Origin of the sequence: Nonomuraea composti (genome assembly GCF_012034275.1) — a bacterium.
Taxonomy (GTDB): Bacteria; Actinomycetota; Actinomycetes; order Streptosporangiales; family Streptosporangiaceae; genus Nonomuraea; species Nonomuraea composti.
The window spans coordinates 124119-148073 of sequence record NZ_JAATEP010000025.1; the positions used below are offsets into that span (position 1 = coordinate 124119).

The window sequence follows — 23955 nt, forward strand, 5'->3', positions numbered from 1 at the left end:
GCACGCCCGAAAGTCCAGCTCACCCCCTGACTTTCGTCAGGGGCCGGACGGACCCGCGCCTATCATCGCCGGGTGATCGAGCTTCAGGAATCCCGGGAGATCGCCTGCCCGGCCGCCCGCGCGTGGGCGGTCGTCGCCGACTACGGTCAGGATCCGCGCTGGCGCGAGAGTGTCGAGACGATGGCGCCGAGCCCCGAGGGGGTCGTCCGGGTGGGCACGACCACCGCCGAGGTGATGCGGTTCGCGGGCCGGACCTACCGCAACGGGGGCGAGGTCGTCCGGGTGGAGCCGGGGCGCTCGTTCGGGTGGCGCACCACGTCCGGGATCGACGCCGAGGGCGGCCGGCTGGTCGAGCCGCTCGGCGCGGACCGGTGCCGCTTCACCTTCCGCGTGCGCGTCACCCCGCGCGCGACCTCCGAGCGGCTGCTGGAGCCGGTGCTGAGGTGGTTGTTGCGGCGCTCGATCCGCGCCGACCTCCGCCGGCTGGCCGCTCTGTGCGGCTCGTGACGGCGAACGGACGCGGACGTCCGCGACGTACCGGGTGACGTCGTCGCCGCCCTCCGCCGTCCTGGAGGTCAGGAGGGGTCGCGGGCCAGGGCCAGCAGTTCGCGTAGCACGTCCTCGGCGAGGTCGGTGAGGGAGCGCCGCTCGTCCTCGCGCAGCCAGCGGATGAAGGCGACCTTGAACACCGTGACGCCTGACTCCGCCGCCAAGGTGGCGGCGAGGTCGTCCACGCCTCGCGCGCGCAGGGCGTCCGCGATCGCCGCGGCGAGGCTGGCGAGCTTGTGCCGCTCGCGTTCCTGCAGCGCCGGGTTCTGGTCGATGACGGCCTGCCGGCTGCGCGAATGAGGGCGGCGCTCGTCCGGGAAGGAGGACGTCGCCGAGCGCAGCGCGGAGGCGACGATCTCCATCGGGGACGCGTCGGGCGGCGCGGCCTGCACGCCGTCGAGGAACGCCTGGGTGAACAGGTGCTGCCCGTGGAAGAGGACCTCGCGCTTGTCGCTGAAGTGGCGGAAGAAGGTGCGCTCGGTCAGGCCGACGGCCTGCGCGATCTCTGTGGCCGTCGTCTGCTCGAACCCCCGGGTCGCGAACAGGTCGAGCGCGGCCTCCTGCAGCCGTTCCGCGGCCCCGGGCTCCCAACGCGTCATGCGGTCAAGTCTAGTGATGACAGCGACCGACATGCGGGGGTACGGTGATGTCTGTGACTGACGTCAGTCACAGACATCACTTCCAGGAGAACGCGCTCCGCCCTGGCGGCGGTGCGCCGAAGGAGAACCCTCATGCGCGTTTTCGTCACTGGAGCCTCCGGCTGGATCGGCTCCGCCGTGACCGACGACCTGCTCGCCGCCGGCCACGAGGTCACCGGCCTGGCCAGGTCCGACCGCTCCGCCGCCGCCCTGGAGGCCAAGGGGGCCCGGGTCCGCCGGGGCGACCTCGACGACCTCGACGGCCTGCGCCTCGGCGCCCAGGACGCCGACGCCGTCATCCACCTCGCGAACAAGCACGACTGGGCCGACCCGGCCGGCACGGCGGCGGCCGAGCGGGCCGCCGTCCAGACCATGGGCGAGGCGCTGGCGGGAACCGGCCGCCCGTTCCTGGTCGCGGCAGGGGTCGCCGGGCTCGCCCAGGGCCGGCCCGCCACCGAGGAGGACGCGTCCCCGCACCACGGCCCCGGCTCGCCCCGGGGCGGGAGCGAGAACCTGGCGCTGGAGTTCGCCGGCCAGGGCGTGCACAGCGTGAGCCTGCGCTTCGCGCCGACCGTGCACGGCACCGGCGACCACGGGTTCATCGCGATCCTCGCCGCGATCGCCCGCGAGAAGGGCGTCTCCGCCTACCCGGGCGACGGCGCCAACCGGTGGTCCGCCGTGCACGTGCGCGACGCCGCCCGCCTGGTCACCCTCGGCCTCGGCAAGGCGCCGGCGGGCTCGCGCCTGCACGCCGTCGCCGAGGAAGGCGTCCCGACCCGGGTGATCGCGGAGGCGATCGGGCGCGCGTTCGACCTGCCCGTCAGCTCGATCGACCCCGCCGACGTGCCGGGCCACTTCGGGTGGATCGGCACGTTCTTCGGCATGGACCTGGCGGCGACCAGCACCGCGACCCAGAACCTCCTCGGCTGGACGCCCACCGGGCCGACCCTCGTCGAGGACCTCGACGCGGGCGCGTACGCGACCGCCCGCTGACCCCGCGGTCGTCCCATCGAGGGCGCCCGCACCTGGCGCGACCCCGGACCGGCCGCCGCGCGGGCGTTCGCCTTCGACGAGCCCAACTTCCAGGCCGGCGTGGACCGGGACGTGCTGCTGCGCCGCTGGCGGAACGTGCCGGGCCGCACCATGTGGGAGTCCCCCGGCGGGCGCGCGGGCGGCGACCGCTTCCTGGTCCTGGGCCTCGGCGCGGGCGAGGCCGCCGACCTCGTCCCGCCGCCGGACCGGCGGGACGACCTGGTCGCGGCCCTGGTCGGGCTGCTGTTCCCGGAAGAAGGATGAGATGCGCGCACAGTGCTGTGTCGTCGGAGGCGGGCCCGCGGGCATGATGGCCGGGCTGCTGCTGGCCCGCCAGGGCGTGGAGGTGGTGGTGCTGGAGAAGCGCGCGGACTTCCTGCGTGACTTCCGGGGCGACACCGTCCACCCCTCCACCCTGCAGCTGTTCGCCGAGCTGGGCTGGATCGAGGAGTTCCTGGACCTCTCGCACACGAGGATGCCCCAGGTGACGGTCAACATGGGCGGCCGCGACGTCACCTTCGCCGACTTCACCCGGCTGAACGTGCGCTGCCCGTACATCGCGTTCATGCCGCAGTGGGACGTGCTGGACTTCCTGGCCGCCAAGGCCGTCGCGTACCCGTCCTTCCGGTTGCTGCGCCGCGCCCGCGCCACGGACCTGATCACCGAGCGGGGGCGGGTGACCGGCGTCCTGGCCGACACCGCCGACGGCCCCCTGGAGGTGCGGGCCGACCTGGTGATCGGGGCCGACGGCCGCCACTCCACCGTACGGGACCGTGCCGGCCTCACCCCCGTCAGCTCCTCGCCCCCCATGGACGTCCTGTGGTTCCGACTCCCCCGCCACCCTCAGGACCACGTGCCCTTCTTCCAGGGCGGCAAGGGGGCGCTGATCTCCATCGACCGCGGCGACTACTGGCAGCTCGCCTCCGCGATCCCGGCCGGCGCCTTCGCCGAGCTCAAGGCCGCCGGGCCGGCCGCGTTCCGCGAGCGGGTGGCGCACCTGGCGCCCGCCCTGCGCGACCGCGTCGAGCACCTCGGCGGCTGGGCGGCGGTGCACCATCCGAGCGTGCGCGTGGACCGGCTGCCGCGCTGGCACCGGCCGGGACTGCTGTGCATCGGTGACGCCGCCCACGCCATGTCGCCCGCCGGCGGCGTCGGCATCAACCTGGCCGTGCAGGACGCGGTGGCCACCGCCAACCTGCTGGGCCCACTCCTCGCCCGGGGCGGCACCCCCGAAGACGCCGACCTGGCCCGGGTGCAGGCGCGAAGGGAACGCGCCGCCGATCTTCACCGCGTTCCGCACGCTGCCGCCGCTGCGCCACCTCCTCGGACGTTTCATCGGCCTGGGCGTCCGTCCGAGCACATCGCCGCGTAAGGGGGCCGTGATGGAGCTGCGGGCCTGCCCCGCCTCGGTCATCGCCGGCTGAGCACGGTGCTGCTCAAGGGCAGGCGGGTGTGACGTCGCCGCAGCGTGCCCGGATCGCGCCGGTGGCGCGTTCGATCGTCTCGCTCGGGTACGGCGTCGTCCGGCTGGTGCCGTACAAATCCCAGTAGAAGTCGTTCAGGGCCGCCGCGACGGGCGCGTACCGGCGGATGATCGTGGCGGCGGCCGGCGGGGCGCCGGCGGGGTCCGCGCCCGCCGCGCACGCGCGGATGTAGTCGTTGCGGGGCCGCGGTTTGCCGTCCGGCGGCGCCGGCACCCCGCAGACGTGGGTGACGAGCCAGTTGACCAGGCGCGTCATCGCGTAGGCGAGGTCGTGGGTGCGGTTGCGGCGCAGGAAGCTGCGCTCCTGCTCGGACAGGTCGAAGCGGGAGGAGGTCGCGAGGCCGAGGTCGGCGAGGTAGAGGCGGTCGCCGTCGGTGAGGATGTTGCCGAAGTGGCCGTCGAAGTGCATCAGCTCCTGGCCGTTCATGAAGGCCACGTCGGTGAGCAGGCACGACTCGACCATGGCGATCGCCTCGGTCGCGGCGTCGTGGCCGGCGGCGAGCTGCGCGGCGAGCCAGGTGTCGAGGGTGTGCGGGATGTACTCCTGGAACAGCACGATGCTCGCCGACGCGCGGGCGAGGGCGTGCAGCCGTTCCCCCACCGCCGCGGATCCGTCCCAGTAGCGGACGGCCGCCTCGACGTCGGCGTGCTCGGAGGTCGGCGGCGGCGCTCCGGGCAGCACCCGCCAGTGGTAGAGCAGCGCGAAGGCGGCGCTGCGGCCGGTCAGGACCCAGGTGGTCGTCATGACGCTCGCCGCGAGCTCGCGCCAGGCGCCGAAGCCGGGCGAGCCGATGGCGGCGATGCCGTACTGGCAGAACGGCGGCAGCCCGAACAGGTTCGCGGTGGACATCATGTTGCCCGGGCGGCGTTCGAGGTCGGTCAGGGGGATGCGCTTGGCGAAGACGGGCACGCCGCCGACGTCGAGCAGTGCCGAGGTGCCGCCGATGCCGGAGCCCAGGGGCCGTGCCCGCGCCAGCGACTCGCCGAGCCGCCGGTCGCTGTGCAGCGCGAGCGCGCTCGCGACGTCGCCGTACCTGCTGATTCGCGCGCGGGGAGACATGTCTTGCTGCTGCAACGGCAGGCACCCTTCGTGATCGGCTTCGCGGGGTAGACGCTACCCGTCGTCCGGCTCGTAGCGGCCCGGCGCGAGCACCCCCCGCGGGTCGAACAGCTCCTTCAACCGGCCGAGCACCTCGGGCGGGCCGCCGGCGGTCATGTGATCGACATCCAGCCGGTACGGCAGCCAGCCGTGCTCGGCGAACCGGCGGTGCAGCAGGTCCAGCGCCTGGTGGGCACGGGCCGCCCCGGCCTTGGGGAACAGGCACGACACCGCGAGGTCGATCACGTCGCCGGAGATGGCGTTGACGGTGGCCTGCCAGCGCGTGCCGGTCTCGGCGCCCACTTCGCGCACCAGCGTCCGCGCCCGGGCGACCGCCGCGCCCCGGAACGGCAGCAGCGGCAGGAAGAACAGGTAGCCGGTGCCGGGGTTGGCGTCGACGCCGCCCGAGGTCGTGCCGAACCAGTCACGCAGCACCGCCTCGTTCCCGCCCGGGTCGCCGCCGAGGCAGCGGCGCAGCTGGTCGGGCAGCTGCTCGCCGCCCGGGTGCGCGCACACGTCGTCGAACAGGCCGCTGCCGCCGGCCCGGCGCAGCAGCAGGTCGCGGGCGAGCGCGGCCAGCTCAGGGTCGCCGTCCACGCAGCAGTACGCGGTGCACTCCTCGGAGTCGCCCGGCTGGTAGATCTTCAGCACCCCGCCGGCCAGCCGCTGCCCCCGGTAGTCGCGCAGCTCGTCCACCACCTCGGCCAGCCGGCCGGCGCCGAAGCGGAGCCGTACCAGGTGCAGGGCGCACGGCCTGGGCAGCAGCCGGATCACCGCGGCGGTCACCACGCCGAAGCTCGACTGCGTGAACAGCGGCATCAGCGCGGGGCCCACCTCGTGCCGGTACGGCACCACCCGGCCCCGCTCGTCGGGCCATCTCCCCAGCCGCAGCAGCCGGCCGTCGGCCAGGACCACCTCCAGCCCGGCGACGTCCTCGCAGCGCTGGCGGCGCAGCCCGACGCCCCGCTCCAGCGCGTTGCCCACGATGCTGGTGTGCGCGGAGGAGGCGGTGACGTTCAGCATGTACGCGCTGCCGTCGAGCAGCCCCGCCAGCCGGCCCTGGGTGACGCCCGGCTCCACCACGGCGGCTCCGACGTCCAGGTCGAGGTGGCGGACCCGGTCGAGCCGCCGCAGATCGAGCAGCACGGCGCCGTCGCGGACCGGCTCGCGCGAGCCCAGCCCCCAGTTGTGCCCGGTGCTGAGGGGGTGGAGCGTCACGCCCGGGACGGCCGTGCGCAGGATGGCCCGGACCTGCTCCACGTCGCCGGGGCGGAGGGTGCCGAGCACCCGCCGGGGCCGGAACATGCCGACGTTTGTGCCCGTTTCCGCCTGGCCGGCCGGTCCGAGCCGGTGACTCCATTCGCGCAGCCAGCGTTCCGCCTCGCTCACACCTGGTGCTCCTCTTCTCCGGGGTCGCCATGCCTGTCATGCCCCTACGGAAAGTGTTCAATTGACTACGGACAGGTATCGTACGAGTATGCCGACCGTACAGAAGGAGGTCGCGTGACGACGAGCCCGCGCGAGGTGTACTACGAGCTGTGCCTGCGGCTGCTCGGCCCGTACCGGACCACCGAGCTGACGGGAGCGCAGCTCTGCGAGATCGGCGAGGTCGTCTACGGCGCGCCCGAGCGTTTCAGCCTGTACGGCGTCGCCGCCCCCGCGATGGCGGCCACCGGGCTGCGGGTGCTGGGCCGCACGGCCGCCGAGTGCTGCGCCGACATCATGGCCACGGCCGTCGCCGACACGGTCGCCGACCTGCACGGACCGCCCGGCGAGCACGATCGGCCGCTCGTCGCCGAGCTGTTCTGCGGCTCGGGCAACCTGAGCCTGCACCTCGGCCGCCGGCTCGGCGTGCCGGTGCACGCGGCCGAGCTGGACCCGCTCGTGCACCGCGCCACCAGCCACAACCTGGCCCTCATGGGCGCCGCGACCCGGCTGGAGCTGATCGACTACCGCGAGCTCCTCCCCCGGCTCCCCGCCCGCGGGCCCCGCGACACCTACATCGTCGAGCCGCCCTGGGGGCCGGCCATCTCTCCGGACGGCCTCGACCTGCTCGGCACGTCGCCGCCCGTGCCGGAGATCCTGGCCGACATCCTGCGGGCCCGCGACGGCAGGCCGTGCCTGGTGGGGATCAAGACCATCGACCGCATCCTCCACGACTCCCTGAACGCCGCCTTCGCCGGCGCCCGCCACCTGCGTACGATCGCGAACGAGCGGGCGTTCCCCGACGGCGCCAGGATGCAGTTCCACTTCTACGGCATCGGCCACGGCTGAGAGCGGGGTCAGGCTCGGCACAGGCCCATGAAATCCCTGCGGGCCAGGGTGTCGCGCTCGAAGACGCCTTTGAGGTGCAGGGTCGTCATCTTCGCCCCGGCCGCCCGCACGCCGCGCAGCGTCATGCAGGAGTGCTCGGCGACGACCTGGCAGGCCGCCCCCATGCAGTCGAGCCGGGCGCACAGGCTCTCGACGATCTGCTCGCCGAGCCGCTCCTGCACCTGCGGCCGGGCGGCGAAGCCCTGCGCCATGCGGGCCAGCTTGGACAGCCCCACGATGGGCGCGCCCGGCGACGGCAGGTAGGCGACGGTCATGCTGCCGGTGAAGGGCAGCAGGTGGTGCTCGCACAGCGAGATGAACGGCAGGTCCGTGACCGCGATGACGCCCGACTGCGCGGACTCGGCGGGGAAGGTGACCTCCAGGTGCCGGCCGGGGTCCTCGCGCATCCCGGCGGTCAGCTCGTACAGGGCCGACACGAGCCGGGCGGGGGTGTCGGCGAGGCCGGGGGCGTCCAGTGGCAGGCCGAGCGCGGCCATCAGCCGGCGGGCGTGCGCGGGGGCCTGGTCGATGGCGGCGGCCTTCTCGATCGTCATGACGCCGCCGGTCGCCTGAGTGAGGGAGTTCGCCCGCCGTTGCCTGGCACGTACTCGGCCGCGTTGACCTGGGTCTCCGTCACCAGGACTCGGCCGACCCTCGCGCCCGCCGCGCGCTCGCGTCCGTCCAGGATCGCCTCGGACGCCCTGGCCAGCAGCACCGCGACCGCCTCCACCGTGGGATGAGGCAGGTCGCGGACGTAGGGGGCCTGGCCGAACAGGTAGACCTTGCTGCCGTGCGCGGCCAGCAGCGGCGCGAGGGGGTCGTCGGCGCCCAGCATGGCGCCGTGGTCGAGGTGCGCGTCGATGAACGCGCGCAGCTCCTTCTTGAACGGGCCGAACTCGACGATGGTCTGGTCCGCGCTCAGCTCCTCCGCCTCGACCACGACCTCGGCCCACCACGAGTGGCCGTGCAGGCTGTGGCACTTGCCGCCCAGATGGGGCAGCCGGTGAGCGGTCTCGAAATTATGGCAGACCCGGATCCGATGCGTCATCAAGCGCCTCTCTGTCGTAGTGGGTCGGGTCGGGGGTGGCGCTGCGGGCGTACGCGCTCCTGCGGGTCATGCACGCGATGCAGGTGCCGCAGTGGACGGGACCGTCGAGGTAGCAGGTCCAGCTCTTGTGCATGGGCGCGCCCAGGCGCGCGCCGTAGGCGACGATGTCCTCCTTCTGCATGCTGATGAACGGCGCCTCGACCCGCGGGGTGTGGAACCCCCGGGAGGCCAGCCGCACCATCTCCCGGTACGCCTCGAAGAAGTCGGGCCGGCCGTCGGGCATGGGGTAGCCCTCGCGGGTGTGGTGCACGCCGAGCGCCACCACCTCGGCCCGGCGGGCCGTGGCGACGGCGACGGCCATGTCGAGGATGAAGGCGTTGCGGTTGGGGATGGTGATCGAGCGCAGCGCGGCATCGGAGGGGACCAGGGTCGGCACCTGCTCGTCGGGGTCGGTCAGCGAGCACCCGGTCAGCAGGGGGCTCAGGCCGGTGATCGTCACCGTGTGGTGCTCGGCCTCCAGGTGTGCGGCCACGTCCGCGCCGGCCGCGAGCTCGGGTGCGCGGTGCCGCTGGCCGTAGTCGAAGGAGAGCAGCAGCAGCCGGTGTGTCCTCGCGTAGTGGACGGCCAGCACCGTGGAGTCGAGCCCGCCGGAGAAGAGCACGACGGCCAGGGGCGCGGGGGTGCCGTCAGGACGGGGAGCGGATCGGGGAAGCCTCACATCCCTACTCTAAGTAATTAAATACTAACAGAGAGTCACTTAGCCGACAGACTGACGTCACTCACGGCAACCAAAGGCTCACCGGATACCGCGCCCCGCTCCGTCCGGAGCGAGATATCTTTCATCGCCGCCCGCATGTTGGTTGAATACTTTCACCCCTGCTTCCCCTCAACCCCCCGGAGGGAACAGCTCGTGAGAACCATCACTCGCTTATCGGCCGCCGTCGTGGCGGTCTGCCTGGCCCTGCTCGGCTCCGCGAACCCGGCGGCGGCCGCGAGCACCATCGTCGACAACGCCACCGCGGGCCAGTTCACCGCCGGCGCCGACTGGGGCACCTCGGCGTGGTCGGCGCAGCGCTACGGCGCCGACTACCGGTTCGCCACACCGAACACCGTCGCCAGTGACGCCGCCTGGTTCCGGGCCTCGATCCCCGCGGCCGGCCCCCACCTGGTGGAGGTCTGGTATCCGGCGGACGCCGGCTACAACAGCGCCACCCCGTTCGTGGTGGCCACCGCGGACGGCACCCGCAGCGTGACCGTCGACCAGCGCGCCAACGGCGGCCGCTGGGTCAGCCTCGGCACGTTCACCCTGGCCGCCGGCGACTACAACGTGGTCGGCGTCAGCCGCTGGACCAGCCAGCCCGGCTACGTCGTCGCCGACGCGATCCGGCTCACCCCCTCGACCGGCGGGGCCGCGTTCTCCCTGCCCCTGCCGCGCGGTGCGCTGCCGCGCAGCGAGTACGACGACCCGCACCACGACTACCCCGCCATCGACCTGCCGGTCGGCACCGGCACCCCCGCCTACGCCGTCCGGGCCGGCACCGTGACCGTCATCGACGACAGCCTGTGCGGGCGCGGCATCAACCTGACCGGCACCGACAGCGCCATCTACACCTACTGCCACTTCTCGTCGTGGTCGGTCTCCAACGGCGCGTCCGTCGGCGTCGGCCAGCAGATCGGGCTGACCGGCAACACCGGCAACTCGACCGGCCCGCACCTGCACTTCGGCATCCGCACCGGCAGCACGCGGCGCTGCCCGCAGAACTTCCTGCTGGCCATCTACGACGGCGCGACCCCGCCGGCGGCGAGCAGCCTGCCCACCACCGGCTGCTTCTACGCGAGCCGCTCGACGGAGCCGGTCATCCCGCTGGGCTGAGCCCGGGCATCAGGGCGACGACCGCGTCCAGGTCGTCGCCCTGACGCGGCAGGCGTCGTCCCCGGGCCTCAGAGCCCGCCGGGCGAGCGTTCGTTCTCGACGTACCGGCATCGGCGGCGCGCGAGCCTGAGCGGGACGGCATGGCCGGGTGCCCGCGCGATCACCGCAGGGCGGCCAGCGTGTGGAGCGGGTTGTCCAGGAGGCCGGCGAAGGCCAGCTCGGCGGCACCGGCGAGCGTGGTGTCCTCGCCCAGGGCCGTCACCGCCAGGCGGACGCGTTCGCGTGACACCGGCAGCACGTGCGCGTCGATCCGCGCGCGGACGCGGGCCGCGGCCGCCGGGTAGACGTCGCTGAGCATCCCGCCGAAGACCACGAGCGCCGGGTTGAACAGGTTGATGAGGTTGACGACGCCGACGCCGAGCCAGTCGCCGACCCGGTCGAGGGCGTCCCGCGCCCGGGCGTCACCGGCCGCGGCGAGGGCGACGACGGCCCGGATGCCGTCGCGTCCGATGAGGCCGTTCGAGCGTCCGGCGTAGTCGAGCAGCGCCTCCTCCCCCACCTCGGCCTCCAGGCAGCCGCGCGACCCGCACAGGCACGGCCTCCCCTCGAACGGGTTGACCAGCATGTGCCCGAGCTCGCACCCGTAGCCCGCGTCGCCGTCGAGGAGCTTCCCGCCGACGATGATCCCCCCACCGACGCCGACGTCCCCGTGCAGGTAGATGAGGTTGTCCACATCCCGCCCGGCACCCCGTACGTGCTCGGCGACCGCGCCCAGATGCGCCTCGTTGCCCACCTCGACGGGCAGCCCGAGACCCAGCCCGGCGGCGAGCTCCGGCCCGAACGCCTGGTCCTCCCAGCCGAGGTGCGGCCCGTACCGGACCGTCCCGTCCGCACGCTTGATCAACCCGCAGTACGACGCGCCGACCCCCACGCACAACCCGTCCGCCCCGGCGACCAGCTCCCGCCCGAAGGCCGCCAGAACGCCGACGACGTCCTCCAGATCGACCCCCGCCCGCGTCCGCACGGCCGCACGCCGGTCGAGCACCCGCCCGCCCAGCCCGACCCGCGCCGCGAGCAACCGATCCACGGCGACGTCGAAGGCGAGCCCGTACACCTTCTCCTGCTCGGGCATGACCACGATGGACGGCCGCCCCGCCCGCCCCTGCCCGGTGGGAACACCTTCCCGGACGAGCCCGGCCGCGATGAGCTCGCCGGTGAGATCCATGATCGTGCTCCGGTTGAGGCCCATCCGGCGGCTGAGCACCGCCCGCGACACCGCCCCTTCCTTGTGGACGCACCGCAGCACCTCGCTCAGGTTCCGCTGCCGCACCTGCTCCTGCGTCCGCACGCCCGCCGCCGCTCCCGTCACCCCCGCCAGCTTAGAGCTTGCCGCCCTGCTGACCACAACGTCCAGGACGGTACCTGCACCCGCGGTCCGCATGACGTGGGCCGCCGGCTCGCCTCGTGTGGGGGATCCGGTCGCCGGCAACGGGGACCTGGATGGCCGGGCGGCTACCATGATGTCCTCTTGCTGGGGGTGATGGCTGTCGTGGCTGAGGGGCAACAGCGGGCCGCGGCGCTGGCGCCGTTCGTCGTGAGGTCGAGTGACTACGAGCTAGGGCCGGTGGCCGTTCATCGGGGGCTGCCCTCGTCCACGTTGTCGATCACGATCCCGCGGTCGGGGGCCGTGGAGATCGGGTGGCTCGGGCGGCCGGGGTCGGGGCGGCGGTTTCAGGCGGCGGTGGCCGGGCTGCATCTGGGGGCGGCCGAGCTGAGGCAGCGGGGCGGCGCGCGAGGGGTGTGGGTGACGCTCAGCCCGCTGGGGGCGGTCGCGTTGCTGGGGGTTCCGGCGTCGGAGCTGGCGGGGGACGTCGTCGAGCTGGCGGACGTGGCGCCGGCGATGGCGGAGCTGCCGGAGCGGCTGGCGGGCTGCGGGTCCTGGCCGCAGCGGCGGGCTCTCGTCGAGAACGCGCTGCTGGCCGGGCTGGTCCGGAACGAGGAGCGCGCCGGTGGGCCCGCGCTCGGCGCCGTGCTGGCGGCGTTGTCGGCGACGGCCAGGGTGGAGGAGGCGGCGCGGGCTCTGGGGTGGTCCAGGCGTTATCTGAGCCGTACGGTCCGGGCCGCGTGCGGGGTGACGGCGAAGGAGTACCAGCGGCTGCTCCGGTTCGAGGCCGCGCGGGGTGACCTGGTGGCGGGTGCCCGTGCGGGGGCGGTCAGCCTGGCGGCGGTCGCGGCGGGGGCGGGGTTCGCCGATCAGGCGCATCTCACGCGGGAGTGGCGGGCCATGGCGGGATGTACGCCGGCCGCGTGGCTGCGCGCGGAGGGTATGGCCGGGTAAAGGTCCCAAATCTTCAAGCTCGGCCGCGGCGCCCCTGGAGACGATGGGGCCCCACGTTGCTTTCGTCTACCAGGAGGACCGCTCATGTCCGTCCGCCGCGTCATGCCCGACATCCGTTCCGAGGCCATGGAGGAGAGCCGGGACTTCTACGCCCTGCTGGGATTCGAGGAGGTCATGAACCTCGGCTGGGTCATGACGCTCGCCTCCCCCACCACCCCGAGCGCGCAGGTCACGTTCATCAGCCAGGACCGGAGCGCGCCGGTCGTGCCCGACCTGAGCGTCGAGGTGGACGACGTGGACGCTGCCTATGCGGCCGTGCAGGCGAGCGGCGCGGAGATCGTGCACACGTTGCGGGACGAGGAGTGGGGGGTGCGCCGGTTCTTCGTGCGCGATCCCAACGGCCGGGTGGTGAACGTGCTGAGCCATCGGTGAGCGCTCAGCCGTGAGCCTGCGCGCGTACGGAGGCGCCCTTGCGCAGGATCCAGGGCACCAGCGCGCGGTGGATCGGTGACAGCGCCGTCCACACCACGCGTCCCCGTGGCCGGTCGTACCGGAGGAAGGTGGCGGCCGCCACCTGTCCTTCGGTGGCGCGCACCACGATGTGGGCGGTCAGGAACGAGGACGCGGCCTCCATGCGGATCCAGTCGGGCCCGCGTTCGGCGATGCGCCAGCCGGCCACGGTGTCCGGCGACGGCTGCGCGCTGAGGCGCAGGCCGAGGAAGCCGCTCCAGATCAGCCGCTCCGAGGCGTTGGGCACGTCGCCGAACATCGCGCGGGCCCACTGCTCGGGCGTGGCCCGGACGTCGGTGGCGAGGGTGAAGTGGTCGGTGTAGCCGGACAGCGGGCTGAGCTCGCGGACGGCGGCGGGAATGGTCGTCACGCTGGTCTCCGTTCGTCTATACGCTACCGTATACATCGAGGTTAGCCCCAGTTATACGGTGCCGTATAGACGGTGGACAGGGTGAGGTGGGACACATCGTGGGCGCGATCCGGACACCACGCGACAAGTGGATCGAGGCCGGGCTGCAGGCCCTGGCCGCCGGAGGCCCGGACGCCGTGCGCGTCGAGGCGCTGGCCAAGCGGCTCGGCGTCACGAAAGGCGGTTTCTACGGATATTTCGCCGACCGCGACGCCCTGCTGACCGCGATGCTGGACACCTGGGAGCGGGAGAGCATCGACGAGGTGATCGAGCGCGTCGAACGCGAGGGCGGCGACCCGAAGGCCAAGATCCAGCGGGCGGGCATGCTGACCTTCTCCAGCGACCGCCTGCTGCCCATCGACCTCGCGGTACGCGGCTGGGCCAGGCGCGACGAGGCGGTCGCCGAGCGGCTGCGGCGGGTCGACAACCGGCGCATGGCCCTGCTGCGCGAGATGATCGGTACGTTCTGCGCCGACCCCGACGAGGTCGAGGCCCGTAGCGTGCTGGCGTTCTGCGCGGCGATCGGCGCGCACTTCCTGGCCGCCGACCACGCCGGGCGCACCCGCGCCCAGGTCCTCACCCACGCCGCCGACCTGCTGCTCGACCGCCCCCGGCCCGCCACCGGGAGCTGACCCGGCGGGCGCGATGGCGCGAGGCCGCCGGCGCGAGGCCCGCCCGGGCGATGGCGCGGGGCCGCCGGTGCGGCGTATCGTCGGCGTGTGATGGGTGAGCAACCGCAGCCTCCGCCCGGCGGCGCGTTCGTCGTCCGGATCAAGGCCGGCAGCGTCGCCCGCCAGGGCAGGGCGAGCTGGCTCCTGTGGGGCCTGGGGATCTGCCTGGCGCTCGTGATCTGGTTCCTGGCCCGGCCCTGGTTCGTCACGACCCCGCAGGAGAGCGGCGGGTCGGCCGTGCTGGGAGCCGTCGCGTACGTGGTGATCGGCCTGGCCGTCGTCGCCCTGCTGCTCGCCGCGCACGCCGCGTGGATGTTCGCGTTCGAGCTGGTCAGGCCGCGTTATCTGCGGATCTCGGCCGAGGGCGTCGAGCTCGCCCGCGGCCTGCGTCATGTGCGTTTCGCCTGGCCGCGCATCGCCTCGGTCGCGATCGTCCCGGGCGTCGGGCGCAAGGCGCACGCCACGTTGGTCCTGCGCCCGGTGTTCGACTTCACGGGCGCCGACCCGTTCGAGGGGCAGCGGCTGTCCTGGACCGCCGCGCGCTCGCCGTGGCGCGACAAGGCCACCGACACGATCGGCCTGTGCCGCCTCGACGAGCTGAACACGACGCCGGGCCGGCTCGACGCCGCCCTCCGCCACTTCAGCCCCCGCCCTGTCACCCCCGGCCCGGACGGGCCCGGGGCGCCTGGCCGGCCGGGCGGCTGATCAGAGGAAGACGCGCGCGACGTCGAGCCACGTCCGCGCGTCCTGGCCGACCGCCGTGACGCCGGTCTCGGCCAGGGACCTGCGCCGGGTGACCCGCAGGCAGAAGTCGAGCGCGCTGCCCTGTACGCGTTGCGCGGCGACACCGTCCTGCCCGTGCGCCCACGTCTCCATCAGCCGCAGCGGCGCCATGAGCGCCGCGTCCGCCTCCAAGCCGTACCACGGGAACGCCTGATCAGCCGGTACGTCCCGGAGCCGCGCCACCACCAGGGCGTCGAGCTCGTCCCCTTCGGCCCCCAGATCGTCCAGCGCCCGGCCCGGCTCCACCCGGACATGTCAAGGCCATAGGTCACGATCGATGCATCCCACCCCGATTCGCCTCCTTGGCAAGCTCCTCCCGATCGCTCGACTCGACCTGGAAACCTGGCGAGGAGTCCAAGCATTGAGAATGTCATCTCACTCTTCGGGAAGAGCGTCCGCGGTGAGCAGGAAGGCGGGCGGTGCGTCGCTCCACTCGGGGACGTCCAGCGCGTTCAGGGCCGCGGCGATCTTCCGTTCCTCGTAGGTGAAGTGGGATTCCACGAGCGCCGCCAATCCGTCCAGCTCGCCTTGCACATTCCGGTTCTGGGCGTCGCCGAGGCCGTCCACGAGGCGCTGCAGCCTGCGCAGGGTGTCGCTGACGATCCGAGCAGAACACCGGGCAGTGGGCCGACAGGTCGGGGGCTCGCGCCGAACGGGTCGTCAGGTAGGCGTAGGCGTCGTCGCGGAGGGTGGCGAGCTCTTCGCGCAGCCAGGCGTGCACGGTGATCAATTGGTTGCCGAACGCGGTGAGGCGGTCGGCGGGGGTGGGAGTGCCCATGGATGTCCCAGGTTTCGGCGCCTCCATGCCCTCGGCGGCCTGCTTGCCGGGTGCACCGCGACGCTGACGACGGATCCCATCACTCTTGTGATCGTCCGTCAAGCCGGTGGGAGTGGCGCAGGGCTGTGGTGATGCGGGTGCGCAGGGCGTGCAGGGCCTGGCGGAGCCCGGCCGGGCCCGGCCACGACCACGCGCCGAGCGTGAGCCGGCAGGTGGCCGGGGTGACCTGCTCGACGGTCGATCCGCCGGGGGCGAACCTGGCGACGGTGGAGGCCGGCCACGGTCGCGCGCTCGCCGTCGTCCTGCTCGCCTCTGCCGTGCTGTACCGGGTCACGGCGTTCGTGATGCTCGCGCTTCCCCGGCGATCGGGCGGATGACGGGCCGTTGACAGCCTTCGGGGAGAGATCTACGATCCGATCGAATCGATTCGCTAAGCTCCGCACCCCCTCTTAGCAGCGCCCTTTCCGACACCGGGCCGTGACTGCGCGCCCAAGTACGGAATCGATTCAGCAAGGGCTGCGACTCCCCCGAAGGAGCCACGCACGATGACGAACACCCGACGACCGCCCCTCAGCCGCCGCCTGCCGCAAGCCGTGGCCGCGGCCCTCATCGCCGTCCTCCTCCCGGCCGCCCCCGCCCCGGCGCGGGCCGCCGACGAGGCCATCAGCGTCGACTTCTCCGTGGCCGGCGGCGCGCCGACCTACCGCGCGTCCGGCTGGATCTACGGCATGACGGAGAACGCGGCGGCACCCGCGGACCACTTCTTCCGCGACGTGAAGTTCCGTTACATGCGAGCCGGCGGCGCCCAGCTCGGCTCGCCCGGCGGCTGGGTGGCCGGAAGCTACGACCGCAGGTGGAACGCGACGCTGGCCCAGGCCCGCCGGACGATCGCGCTCGGCGGCCAGTTCGTCATCCTGCCGCACGACCTGTGGGGCGCCGACGGCTACCCCATCTCGCGCTTCCCCGGCGACAACGGCGACTGGTCCGACTACGACGCCTTCCTCACCCGGCTGATCAACGACGTGCGCGCGGCCGGCATCACCGTGCAGTGGGACATCTGGAACGAGCCGAACCTCTCCCTGTTCTGGAACCGCCCGCAGTCCCAGTACTTCGAGCTGTGGCGGCGCAGCTACCAGCGCATCCGCGCCGCGTTCCCGAGCCACCTGATCGTCGGCCCGAGCTGCGCCTGCGTGCCCTCCACCACGCACGCCTTCTGGAACGCCTACCTCGACTTCGTCCGCGCGAACAACGTGGTCCCCGACATCGTGAGCTGGCACTCGCTGCCCGGCGACCCGGTGGCCAACGTGGCCGCCGCCGACACCACGCTCGGCTCGCGCGGCATCGCGCACCCGCGCCCGTACCAGATCAACGAGTACGGCGCCACGAACGAGCAGAACCCGGGTGACGGCGCCTGGTACATCGCCCGCCTGGAGCGGGCCGGCGCCGACGGGCTGCGCGCGAACTGGGCGAGCGCCGGCAACCTGCACAACGATCTGGCGAACCTGCTCGTCCGCAACAGCGCCGGCCAGCACCTGCCCAAGGGCGAGTGGTGGGCCTACCGCTTCTACGCCTCCCAGACCGGTCAGATCGTGTCGGTGACGCCGAGCCCGGCCTACGACGCGTTCGCCACCAAGACGGCCGGGACCGCCAAGGTCCTGGTGGGCGGCGGCGGGACGACCGGCAACGTCGCCGTCGCCCTGCGGCGGCTCGGCGCCACGAGCGGCATCGTGCAGAACAACCAGGTCCGGGCGGTCGTGCAGCGCATCCCGTACAACGGCGGCGGCGCGGTGCAGGGGCCGGTCACCGTGCAGAACACGGTCCTGACGCTGTCGGGTGATGGCGTCACGCTGAACCTGCCGCACACCAACGCCGACGAGACGTTCACCATCACCCTGCTGCCGCCCTCCGAGGGCGGCTTCCAGTCGGTCGCCGTCGCCCAGCACTCCCAGCAGTGCCTGGACAACACGGGCCTGAGCACCGCCGACGGGAACGTGCAGCAGCAGTACTCCTGCGAGGGCGGCGACCAGCAGCTGTGGAACTTCCGCCCGGTCGCGGGGGTGGCCAACACGTTCACCCTGGTCAACCAGCAGAGCGGCAAGTGCCTTGAGGTGGGCGGGAGCTCCACGGCCGACGGCGCGCCGATCAGCCAGCGGTCCTGCGCCGACGGGGCGCAGAACCAGCAGTTCACCCTGCGCAAGGTCACCTACGGCGGCAACGACCCCCACGACTACCAGCTCGTCGCCCGGCACAGCGGCAAGTGCGTCGACGTGAGCACCGTCTCCACCGCGCCCCGCGCCCCCGTCCATCAGTGGACGTGCAACCCGGCCGGCCAGGCGAGCCCGCTCAACCAGACGTGGCGGCTGTGGGGCCGCTGACGGCGGCGCGCCGTTCGTGGGCGGCGGCGAGGATGAGGTAGGCGCTGGCCGTCCAGGTGTAGGCGCGGTCGCGCAGCCCCTCCCCCGTCTGCGCGTCGAAGTTCTCGGCGAATCCCGATTTTTCGCACAAAGCGCGGAATCGGGCGCTGATCTCGTCGGCCAGGGCCGGGTAGCCGGCGCGGCGCAGCCCGTCCTCGATCAGGACGGTCGAGGGCGCCCAGATCGGGCCGCGCCAGTACCCGTCGTCCTGGTAGTGCGGCGAGCCGGGCAGCTCGGTCGCCAGCCCGAACGCGGTCAGGTGCCGCTCGATCCGGGCGGCCAGCGCCGCCCGGACCGGTTCGGGCAGCTCCTCCCCCAGCACGATGGGCATGAGGTCGAGCAGGCTGGAGCTGCCCCAGGTGCGGCCGGTGAGCGCGCCGCGGGCGACGAACCGCTCGCCGTCCCACAGCTCGGCGAGCAGCGCGTCGCGCATCCGGTCGGCCTGCTCGCCCCACCCGGCGTCCGGCGCGAGCCGGGACAGCTCGCGCAGCTGGAGGACGAGGAAGGCGGCCAGGTCGGCGGTCTCGACGACGCGCTCGGGGTCGAAGGTGGTGGCGTTGTCCCAGCCGCTGTCGTTGCCGTGCTGGTAGTGCGGCAGCTCGCGGCCGGGGGCGCGGCGGGCCTCCAGCCAGAACGTGGTCCAGCGGGCCAGCGGCTCGTAGACGTCGGGCCCGGCGGGCAGGCGGCCCAGGGCCCAGCCGTGGATGGGCGGTTTGACGAAGTTGTAGAGGATCTCGGAGTGGGTGACGGAGTCGGGCAGCGCGCCGGCGGCGTCCTGGTGGTCGAACGGCAGCCGGTACTGGTCCCACGCCAGCTCGGGCAGCCCGTCGGCGAGCGCGAGGGCGTTGAAGCAGTGGTCCCAGCTCCACACCTTGTCCATCCAGTGCTTCGACATCAGCACGGCGGGGCGGGTGACGAAACCGGCCGGCCGCACGGTGGCCGACCACAGCACGTAGGCGGCCAGCTCGGCGGCGGGCGTGCGCTCGGTGCGCCAGGGCGCGACCGCGGCGACGAACGCGTCGAAGTCCGCCCGCGCGGCCTTGACCACCTGCTCGAAGGGGCCGGTGCCGGTGTAGGGGACGCGCGCGGTCTCGTACTCCTCGATGGCCAGCTCCCAGTCGCCGTCGAGGACGAGGCCGCGTTCGGCGGTGGCCAGGGCCTGCGTGCCGAGCTGCTCGGCCTGCCCGGACAGGAGGGTGACGCGGTAGCGGCGCCCGGTCTGGTAGACGGTGAAGACGCACGAGCCGTCCACGGGGTCCTGGTAGAGGTACGGCCCGCTGAACGGCGTGAGCACCGGGTCGGCGGCCAGCAGGCGCAGCCCGAGGCCGCGGCCGCGCACGCGCACGGTGTCGGTGCTCTCGTAGGCCAGCTCGATCCGGCCGTGCTCGCCGGCCCAGGTGAGCCGGTGCGGGGTGGCGGTGATCGCGGCGGGCGCCGTGGGGATCAGCTTCAGGATCGGGTGCATGCCGGTCTGGTGGGAGACCAGGTGCACGTCCTCGGCGTAGGTGTGCTGCGCCACGACGGGCGAGAAGCCGAACCATGATCCGCGATGGCTGAACGGGATGTCCCGCAGGGAGAACACCGGGCCGGAGGCGGCGGCGGTCATGAAATGAGGGTCCCTTCTCAATCTTTGACGGCCCCGGCGGTGACGCCGGCGGCGACGTAACGCTGGGCGATCACCAGCAGGACGGTGGCGGGGACGGAGGCGATCACGGCGGTGGCCATGATCGCGTTCCACTCCTGGTTGTTGTTGCCGATGTAGTGGTAGATGCCGAGGGTGATGGGCTGGTGGTCGCCGCCCTGGTCGAGGGTGGAGGCGAAGACGAAGTCCGACCACGCCCACAGGAACGCGAACAGCGACACCGTGATGATCGAGTTGCGGGAGACGGGCAGCACGATCGACAGGAACGTCCGCACGACCCCGGCGCCGTCGGTGCGGGCGGCCTGCAGCAGCTCCTCGGGGATGCCCGACATGAACGTGGCCAGGATGAGCACCGCGAACGGCACGGCGAGGGTGGAGTCGGCGACGATGAGGCCGGGCACGGTGTTGAGCAGGCCGGTGTTGAGGAAGATGGCGTAGAACCCCATCGCCATGATGATCCCCGGGATCATCTGCGCCACGAGCAGCACGAAGCTCAGCGCCCCGCCGCCGCGCGGGCGCAGCTTGGCCAGCGAGTACGCCGCCGGCGCCGCGACGAGCAGGGTCAGCGCCACCGTGCCCAGCCCGACGACCAGGCTCACCCCGAGGTAGGGAAGCTGCTGGTCGAGCACCGCCCGGTAGCCGTCCAGGGTGCCGTCGATCGGGAACCAGTTCGGCGGCGACTTGCGCATGTCGGTGTCGCGGGTGAACGACACGTTGATCATCCAGTAGACCGGGAACAACATCACGGCGGTCAGGACGACGCCCACCACGCTCTTCCAGCGCCTCATGCCAGGGCCTGCCTGCGCTGCACGCGGATGTAGACGAGCCCGAAGGCCAGCGCCATCACGATGAGCAGGTTGCCGACGGCGGCGCCCGGCCCGAAGGACGGCACGAGGTTGCCGAAGCCGAGCCGGTAGGACCAGGTGGCGAACGTGGTGGACGCGCCGCTCGGCCCGCCCTTGGTCATGATCCAGATGATGTCGAACACCTTCAGCGTGTAGACCAGGCCGAGCAGCAGCGTGATCGCCGACACCGGCCGCAGCAGCGGGAAGGTGATGCGCCAGAACCGCTGCCGGCCGTTGGCCCCGTCCAGCGCGGCGGCCTCGTACACGACCGCGGGGATCGCCTGCAGGCCGGAGTACAGCACCACGAGGTTGAACGGGACGCCGATCCAGATGTTGGCGATGATCACCGACCACAGCGCCCAGTCCGGCGAGGTCAGCCAGTTCACCGGCCCGAGCCCGACCCACGACAGCGCCGCGTTGACCACCCCGGAGTCGCTGTTGAGCATCCACGACCAGGTCGAGGCCGACACGATCAGCGGCAGCAGCCACGGCACCAGGAACAGCGCCCGCAACGTGGCCGACAGCGGGAAGTGCCGGACGAAGAACAACGCCAGCGCCAGCCCGATGCCGAACTGGAAGACCAGCGACACCAGCGTGAAGACCACGGTGTGCCACAGCGCGGGCCCGAAGGTGGCGTCGCCGAACACCTTGGCGTAGTTGCCGAACCCGGCGAAGGGCGCGCCGCCCTGCACGAAGGAGCGCACGGTGTAGGTGCGCAGGCTCAGCTCGACGTTGCGGAACAGGGGGTAGGCGTAGAAGAGCAGCAGGTAGAGGACGACGGGGGCGAGGAACGCCCACGCCGCCCACTGCCCGGACCGCGCGCCGCCGGATCGGACACGGCCGGATCGGATGCGGCCGGATCGGATGCGGCCGGATCGGATGCGGCCGGATCGGGCGCGGGCGGATCGGGCGCGGGCGGATCGGGCGCGGGCGGCCGGGGCAGGCGCCGCCGTTCGGATGGTGTCGCTCATGCCGTCACTGGGCCGCGGCGGTCTGCGCCGCCGTCATCGCTTCCTGCGGCGACTTCGATCCGCTCAGGACGGCCTGCACCGCGCCCCACATCGGCTCGGAGATCTTCGGATACCTGGTGCCGAGGTCGTCGCTGGTGCGGCCCTTGGCCGCCTTGACCGCGTCCACCCACACCTTGAGGTCGGGCGTGGCCGCCACCTGCTTGGCCTGCACCGCCTCCGTCGGGGCGACGTAGGACAGGGTCGTGGTGGTGGTGAGCGAGTTGTCGGTGCTGGTCAGGCAGGTCACCAGCTTCTGGGAGGTGGCGTAGCGGCCGGTGTCGGCCTGCACGGGGATGCTGACGAACTCGCCGCCGGTCGGCGCGGGCGCGGTGCCGCCCGTCTTTCCCGGGATGGGGATGATCCCGTACGGGAAGCCGGCCTTCTTGGCGTTGGCGAGCTGCCAGGTGCCGTTCTCGGCGAAGGCGTAGTCGCCGGTGGCGAACTCCTGCCAGCTCGTGGTCTGGGTGTTGCCGATGACCGAGTTGGGGGCGTACCCCTTCTTCAGCCAGTCGCTCCACAGCGTCACCGCGGAGACGCCCTCGGGGGAGTCGAGCTTGGTCAGGCTCGCGCCGGAGCCCCAGAACCAGGGCAGGAACTGGAAGCTGCCCTCCTCGGTGCCGATCGCGGAGAACGTGATGCCCTTCTTCCCCTTCGCCTTCACCTTCTCCAGCGCGGCGGTCAGCGACGCCCAGTCCTTGACGGAGGCGATGTCCACCCCGGCCGCCTTCAGGACGTCCTTGTTGTAGTACAGGGCCAGGGTGTTGGCGCCGATCGGGACGCCGTAGGTCTTGCCGCCGCTCTGCCCCGCGGCCAGCAGGTTCGGCGCGATGGCCGACACGTCGAGCTTGTTCTCCTCGGTGGTGGTCAGCACGCCGGCCTCGGCCAGGGTGGAGACCACCGGGTTGTCGACGATCAGCACGTCCGGGGAGTTGCCCTGCTGGGCGGCCAGCAGGGCCTTGTTGGTCAGGTCGCTGGTGTCGTAGCCGGTGCGCTCGACCTTGACGCCGGCGCCGGTGCCGCACTTCTCCAGCAGCTTCACCCACTCCGAGGTCTTGTCGTACTGCGGGTACGGGTCCCAGATCGTGTAGGTGCCGCCGCCCGCGCTCTGCCCGGCGCCCGTGGTGCCCGCGCCGTCGCCGCCGCCGGGCGTGGACGAGCAGGCGACCAGCCCGCCCATGGCGGCCACCACCGCCAGGCTCGCGCCGGCCGTACGCCGGCTCCTTGCCGCTGATCTCATTGAGCTGACCTCCGCTGACAGGCGTTACGCGGCCGTTTCGAGGTGATGTCGAATCGATTCGTCGAATCGATTCGCCTGAACATAGGCCCGCTCCCCCGCCCGCGTCAATGCGTGCGCGGGCAAGGATGCGGAGCCGTTGCGTGAGAACGCACCTCACGCACCTGGGTGCCGCCGCCAGAACCGGTTCGACATACGATGGTCCGCGACCGGCAGGTTCGGACGAGGAGCACGGTGAACATCGGAGAGATCGCCAAGCGGGCGGGCGTGTCACGCAGCACGGTCTCCTACGCGCTCACCGGCAAGCGCCCGGTGTCGGAGGAGACCAGGCGCCGCATCCAGGCGGTCATCGACGAGCTGGGCTACCGGCCCAACGCCTCGGCCAGGGCGCTGAAGGAGGGCCGCACCCGCACGATCGGCCTGGTCATACCGCCCGCCGGGCAGCGCCTGACCGACATGCAGCTCGGCTTCGTGGCCAGCGTGGTCGACGCCGCCGCCCGCGCCGACCTCGACGTCCTGCTGTCACCCTCGGGCGGCGAGCACGACCGCTCCTTCGAACGCGTGGTCAGCGGCCGGCGCGTGGACGGCGTCATCCTGATGGAGATCCGGCTGGAGGACGACCGGGTCGCCCGGCTGCTCGACAGCGGCGTGCCGTTCGTCGGCATCGGCCACACCCGCCACCCGGAGGAGATGTCCTGGGTGGACGTCGACTACGACACGCTCATCGCCAAGTGCGTGCACCACCTGGCCGACCTCGGCCACCGGCACGTGGCGCTGGTCAACCGCAGCGCCGAGCTGGTCGCCGCCGGCTACGGGCCCGGCCACCGCGCGCAGGCCGGCTTCGACCGCGCCGTGGCCGAGCGCGGCCTGCACGGCGTGCGGGTCTGCTGCGCCGACGACGTCCAGGCCGGGCAGACCTGCCTCCAGCAGCTCCTCGCCGCGCACCCCGAGCTGACCGCGATCGCCACCATCAACGAGGCCGCCGTCGCCGGCCTCTACCGGGGCCTGGCCGAGGCGGGGCTGAGCGTGCCGCGCGACTTCTCCATCGCGGGGGTGGCGGCGCGGCACTGGGCGGAGAGCGTGCACCCGCCGCTCACCGCCGCCGACGTCCCGGCCGACGAGATGGGGGCCCGCGCGGTGGAGCTGCTCATCCAGCGCATCGCCGACCCCGCCACCCCGCACCGCCACCTCCTGCTCGCCCCACCGGTCTCCCTCCGCAGCACCACCGGCCCAGCCCGCCCCCGCCCCTGACCGTCCCGCCGCATCTGACCGTCCCGCCGCATCTG

The 23955-nt window shown here is 72.8% G+C and carries 27 protein-coding genes; 12 read left to right on the top strand and 15 right to left on the bottom strand.

The genetic code is table 11. The annotated features are described in order from the left end of the window. Nucleotides 1-72: 72 nt before the first annotated feature. The gene (locus HCN51_RS31335; RefSeq protein ID WP_168014317.1) at nt 73-507 is read left to right on the top strand and encodes an SRPBCC family protein; all 435 of its coding nucleotides are present in this window, start codon (nt 73-75) and stop codon (nt 505-507) included. A 68-nt stretch (nt 508-575) separates the two neighbouring features. Here the strand turns inward: HCN51_RS31335 and HCN51_RS31340 are convergent, their stop codons facing one another. Then, nucleotides 576-1148 (bottom strand): TetR family transcriptional regulator, encoded by a 573-nt coding sequence (locus HCN51_RS31340; RefSeq protein WP_168014319.1) that lies wholly within the window; start codon nt 1146-1148, stop codon nt 576-578. A 132-nt stretch (nt 1149-1280) separates the two neighbouring features. On the opposite strand from HCN51_RS31340, the gene HCN51_RS31345 reads away from it, so the two are divergent. The 3 genes from HCN51_RS31345 to HCN51_RS31355 all read left to right on the top strand — a co-directional run bounded on the left by HCN51_RS31345 (nt 1281) and on the right by HCN51_RS31355 (nt 3591). Next, the gene (locus tag HCN51_RS31345) at nt 1281-2180 is read left to right on the top strand and encodes an SDR family oxidoreductase (protein WP_168014321.1); all 900 of its coding nucleotides are present in this window, start codon (nt 1281-1283) and stop codon (nt 2178-2180) included. Between the two features lie 99 nt (nt 2181-2279). Continuing rightward, nucleotides 2280-2483, top strand: a complete 204-nt coding sequence (locus tag HCN51_RS31350; RefSeq protein ID WP_240973429.1) for a hypothetical protein — start codon at nt 2280-2282, stop codon at nt 2481-2483. A 1-nt stretch (nt 2484) separates the two neighbouring features. Beyond that, nucleotides 2485-3591 (top strand): FAD-dependent oxidoreductase, encoded by a 1107-nt coding sequence (locus HCN51_RS31355; protein ID WP_206068111.1) that lies wholly within the window; start codon nt 2485-2487, stop codon nt 3589-3591. A 64-nt stretch (nt 3592-3655) separates the two neighbouring features. On the opposite strand, the gene HCN51_RS31360 is transcribed toward HCN51_RS31355, so the two are convergent. Beyond that, nucleotides 3656-4762, bottom strand: a complete 1107-nt coding sequence (locus tag HCN51_RS31360; RefSeq protein ID WP_168014322.1) for a PTD012 family protein — start codon at nt 4760-4762, stop codon at nt 3656-3658. A gap of 54 nt (nt 4763-4816) precedes the next feature. Next, the gene (locus HCN51_RS31365; RefSeq protein WP_168014323.1) at nt 4817-6190 is read right to left on the bottom strand and encodes an FAD-binding protein; all 1374 of its coding nucleotides are present in this window, start codon (nt 6188-6190) and stop codon (nt 4817-4819) included. Between the two features lie 114 nt (nt 6191-6304). Here HCN51_RS31365 and HCN51_RS31370 point away from each other — a divergent pair, with 114 nt between their 5' ends. Next, nucleotides 6305-7075 (top strand): class I SAM-dependent methyltransferase, encoded by a 771-nt coding sequence (locus HCN51_RS31370; protein ID WP_168014325.1) that lies wholly within the window; start codon nt 6305-6307, stop codon nt 7073-7075. A gap of 8 nt (nt 7076-7083) precedes the next feature. Here HCN51_RS31370 and folE read toward each other — a convergent pair whose 3' ends face one another. The 3 genes from folE to HCN51_RS31385 are packed head-to-tail and all read right to left on the bottom strand — an operon-like array spanning nt 7084 to nt 8880. Beyond that, entirely contained in the window at nt 7084-7668 is a 585-nt protein-coding gene (gene folE / locus HCN51_RS31375; protein WP_168014327.1) for a GTP cyclohydrolase I, read from the bottom strand. Then, a complete protein-coding gene (locus tag HCN51_RS31380) occupies nt 7665-8162 on the bottom strand; it encodes a 6-pyruvoyl trahydropterin synthase family protein (RefSeq protein WP_168014329.1) in 498 nt (165 codons plus the stop codon). The genes folE and HCN51_RS31380 overlap by 4 nt, the downstream gene beginning before the upstream one ends. Continuing rightward, nucleotides 8134-8880, bottom strand: coding sequence for a 7-cyano-7-deazaguanine synthase (locus HCN51_RS31385; RefSeq protein WP_168014331.1), 747 nt, complete (start codon nt 8878-8880; stop codon nt 8134-8136). The genes HCN51_RS31380 and HCN51_RS31385 overlap by 29 nt, the downstream gene beginning before the upstream one ends. A 192-nt stretch (nt 8881-9072) precedes the next feature. Between HCN51_RS31385 and HCN51_RS59980 the strand changes: the two genes are divergently transcribed. After that, a complete protein-coding gene (locus HCN51_RS59980; protein ID WP_346433858.1) occupies nt 9073-10035 on the top strand; it encodes a golvesin C-terminal-like domain-containing protein in 963 nt (320 codons plus the stop codon). Between the two features lie 160 nt (nt 10036-10195). On the opposite strand, the gene HCN51_RS31395 is transcribed toward HCN51_RS59980, so the two are convergent. Then, nucleotides 10196-11404 carry an ROK family protein gene (locus HCN51_RS31395; protein ID WP_428981557.1) on the bottom strand — a complete coding sequence of 403 codons (1209 nt, stop codon included), beginning with the start codon at nt 11402-11404 and terminating at the stop codon, nt 10196-10198. Between the two features lie 180 nt (nt 11405-11584). On the opposite strand from HCN51_RS31395, the gene HCN51_RS31400 reads away from it, so the two are divergent. Both HCN51_RS31400 and HCN51_RS31405 read left to right on the top strand, forming a co-directional pair. Beyond that, complete coding sequence (locus HCN51_RS31400) at nt 11585-12373, top strand: helix-turn-helix domain-containing protein (protein WP_346433859.1); 789 nt, start codon at nt 11585-11587, stop codon at nt 12371-12373. Nucleotides 12374-12457: 84 nt separating this feature from the next. Next, nucleotides 12458-12805 (top strand): VOC family protein, encoded by a 348-nt coding sequence (locus HCN51_RS31405; RefSeq protein ID WP_168014335.1) that lies wholly within the window; start codon nt 12458-12460, stop codon nt 12803-12805. Nucleotides 12806-12809: 4 nt separating this feature from the next. Here HCN51_RS31405 and HCN51_RS31410 read toward each other — a convergent pair whose 3' ends face one another. Continuing rightward, on the bottom strand, nt 12810-13253 hold the full coding sequence (locus HCN51_RS31410; protein WP_346433860.1) for a hypothetical protein: 444 nt from the start codon (nt 13251-13253) through the stop codon (nt 12810-12812). Between the two features lie 86 nt (nt 13254-13339). On the opposite strand from HCN51_RS31410, the gene HCN51_RS31415 reads away from it, so the two are divergent. Beyond that, nucleotides 13340-13924: a TetR family transcriptional regulator gene (locus HCN51_RS31415; protein ID WP_168014339.1), complete on the top strand. Its 585-nt coding sequence runs from the start codon at nt 13340-13342 to the stop codon at nt 13922-13924. Between the two features lie 90 nt (nt 13925-14014). Continuing rightward, nucleotides 14015-14668, top strand: coding sequence for a hypothetical protein (locus HCN51_RS31420; protein WP_168014341.1), 654 nt, complete (start codon nt 14015-14017; stop codon nt 14666-14668). Here HCN51_RS31420 and HCN51_RS31425 read toward each other — a convergent pair whose 3' ends face one another. The 3 genes from HCN51_RS31425 to HCN51_RS31435 form a co-directional block, all read right to left on the bottom strand. Continuing rightward, the gene (locus HCN51_RS31425) at nt 14669-14992 is read right to left on the bottom strand and encodes a maleylpyruvate isomerase N-terminal domain-containing protein (protein ID WP_168014343.1); all 324 of its coding nucleotides are present in this window, start codon (nt 14990-14992) and stop codon (nt 14669-14671) included. It abuts the gene before it with no gap. Between the two features lie 129 nt (nt 14993-15121). After that, complete coding sequence (locus HCN51_RS58300) at nt 15122-15313, bottom strand: hypothetical protein (RefSeq protein WP_206068112.1); 192 nt, start codon at nt 15311-15313, stop codon at nt 15122-15124. A gap of 290 nt (nt 15314-15603) precedes the next feature. Continuing rightward, nucleotides 15604-15858: a hypothetical protein gene (locus HCN51_RS31435; protein WP_168014345.1), complete on the bottom strand. Its 255-nt coding sequence runs from the start codon at nt 15856-15858 to the stop codon at nt 15604-15606. Nucleotides 15859-16069: 211 nt separating this feature from the next. Between HCN51_RS31435 and HCN51_RS31440 the strand changes: the two genes are divergently transcribed. Continuing rightward, the gene (locus HCN51_RS31440; RefSeq protein ID WP_168014347.1) at nt 16070-17899 is read left to right on the top strand and encodes an RICIN domain-containing protein; all 1830 of its coding nucleotides are present in this window, start codon (nt 16070-16072) and stop codon (nt 17897-17899) included. On the opposite strand, the gene HCN51_RS31445 is transcribed toward HCN51_RS31440, so the two are convergent. The 4 genes from HCN51_RS31445 to HCN51_RS31460 are packed head-to-tail and all read right to left on the bottom strand — an operon-like array spanning nt 17868 to nt 22672. Then, nucleotides 17868-19544 carry an amylo-alpha-1,6-glucosidase gene (locus HCN51_RS31445; RefSeq protein WP_168014349.1) on the bottom strand — a complete coding sequence of 559 codons (1677 nt, stop codon included), beginning with the start codon at nt 19542-19544 and terminating at the stop codon, nt 17868-17870. The two genes, HCN51_RS31440 and HCN51_RS31445, sit on opposite strands and share 32 nt — an antisense overlap. Before the next feature lie 17 nt (nt 19545-19561). Then, nucleotides 19562-20368 carry a carbohydrate ABC transporter permease gene (locus HCN51_RS31450; protein ID WP_080039864.1) on the bottom strand — a complete coding sequence of 269 codons (807 nt, stop codon included), beginning with the start codon at nt 20366-20368 and terminating at the stop codon, nt 19562-19564. Further along, nucleotides 20365-21396, bottom strand: coding sequence for a carbohydrate ABC transporter permease (locus HCN51_RS31455; protein WP_168014351.1), 1032 nt, complete (start codon nt 21394-21396; stop codon nt 20365-20367). Before HCN51_RS31455 ends, HCN51_RS31450 begins: the two co-directional genes overlap by 4 nt. A 4-nt stretch (nt 21397-21400) precedes the next feature. Then, nucleotides 21401-22672, bottom strand: a complete 1272-nt coding sequence (locus tag HCN51_RS31460; protein WP_168014353.1) for a sugar ABC transporter substrate-binding protein — start codon at nt 22670-22672, stop codon at nt 21401-21403. A gap of 231 nt (nt 22673-22903) precedes the next feature. On the opposite strand from HCN51_RS31460, the gene HCN51_RS31465 reads away from it, so the two are divergent. Next, the gene (locus HCN51_RS31465) at nt 22904-23920 is read left to right on the top strand and encodes a substrate-binding domain-containing protein (RefSeq protein ID WP_168014355.1); all 1017 of its coding nucleotides are present in this window, start codon (nt 22904-22906) and stop codon (nt 23918-23920) included. Nucleotides 23921-23955: the final 35 nt, after the last annotated feature.

Bases quoted from the DNA above. Each gene is read 5' to 3' on its own strand.
- HCN51_RS31340 (WP_168014319.1), bottom strand. From the start codon at position 1,148: ATGACGCGTTGGGAGCCCGGGGCCGCGGAACGGCTGCAGGAGGCCGCG.
- HCN51_RS31345 (WP_168014321.1), top strand. From the start codon at position 1,281: ATGCGCGTTTTCGTCACTGGAGCCTCCGGCTGGATCGGCTCCGCCGTG.
- HCN51_RS31355 (WP_206068111.1), top strand. From the start codon at position 2,485: ATGCGCGCACAGTGCTGTGTCGTCGGAGGCGGGCCCGCGGGCATGATG.
- HCN51_RS31360 (WP_168014322.1), bottom strand. From the start codon at position 4,762: ATGTCTCCCCGCGCGCGAATCAGCAGGTACGGCGACGTCGCGAGCGCG.
- folE (WP_168014327.1), bottom strand. From the start codon at position 7,668: ATGACGATCGAGAAGGCCGCCGCCATCGACCAGGCCCCCGCGCACGCC.
- HCN51_RS31380 (WP_168014329.1), bottom strand. From the start codon at position 8,162: ATGACGCATCGGATCCGGGTCTGCCATAATTTCGAGACCGCTCACCGG.
- HCN51_RS31405 (WP_168014335.1), top strand. From the start codon at position 12,458: ATGTCCGTCCGCCGCGTCATGCCCGACATCCGTTCCGAGGCCATGGAG.
- HCN51_RS31420 (WP_168014341.1), top strand. From the start codon at position 14,015: ATGGGTGAGCAACCGCAGCCTCCGCCCGGCGGCGCGTTCGTCGTCCGG.
- HCN51_RS31440 (WP_168014347.1), top strand. From the start codon at position 16,070: ATGACGAACACCCGACGACCGCCCCTCAGCCGCCGCCTGCCGCAAGCC.
- HCN51_RS31445 (WP_168014349.1), bottom strand. From the start codon at position 19,544: ATGACCGCCGCCGCCTCCGGCCCGGTGTTCTCCCTGCGGGACATCCCG.
- HCN51_RS31450 (WP_080039864.1), bottom strand. From the start codon at position 20,368: ATGAGGCGCTGGAAGAGCGTGGTGGGCGTCGTCCTGACCGCCGTGATG.
- HCN51_RS31455 (WP_168014351.1), bottom strand. From the start codon at position 21,396: ATGAGCGACACCATCCGAACGGCGGCGCCTGCCCCGGCCGCCCGCGCC.
- HCN51_RS31460 (WP_168014353.1), bottom strand. From the start codon at position 22,672: ATGAGATCAGCGGCAAGGAGCCGGCGTACGGCCGGCGCGAGCCTGGCG.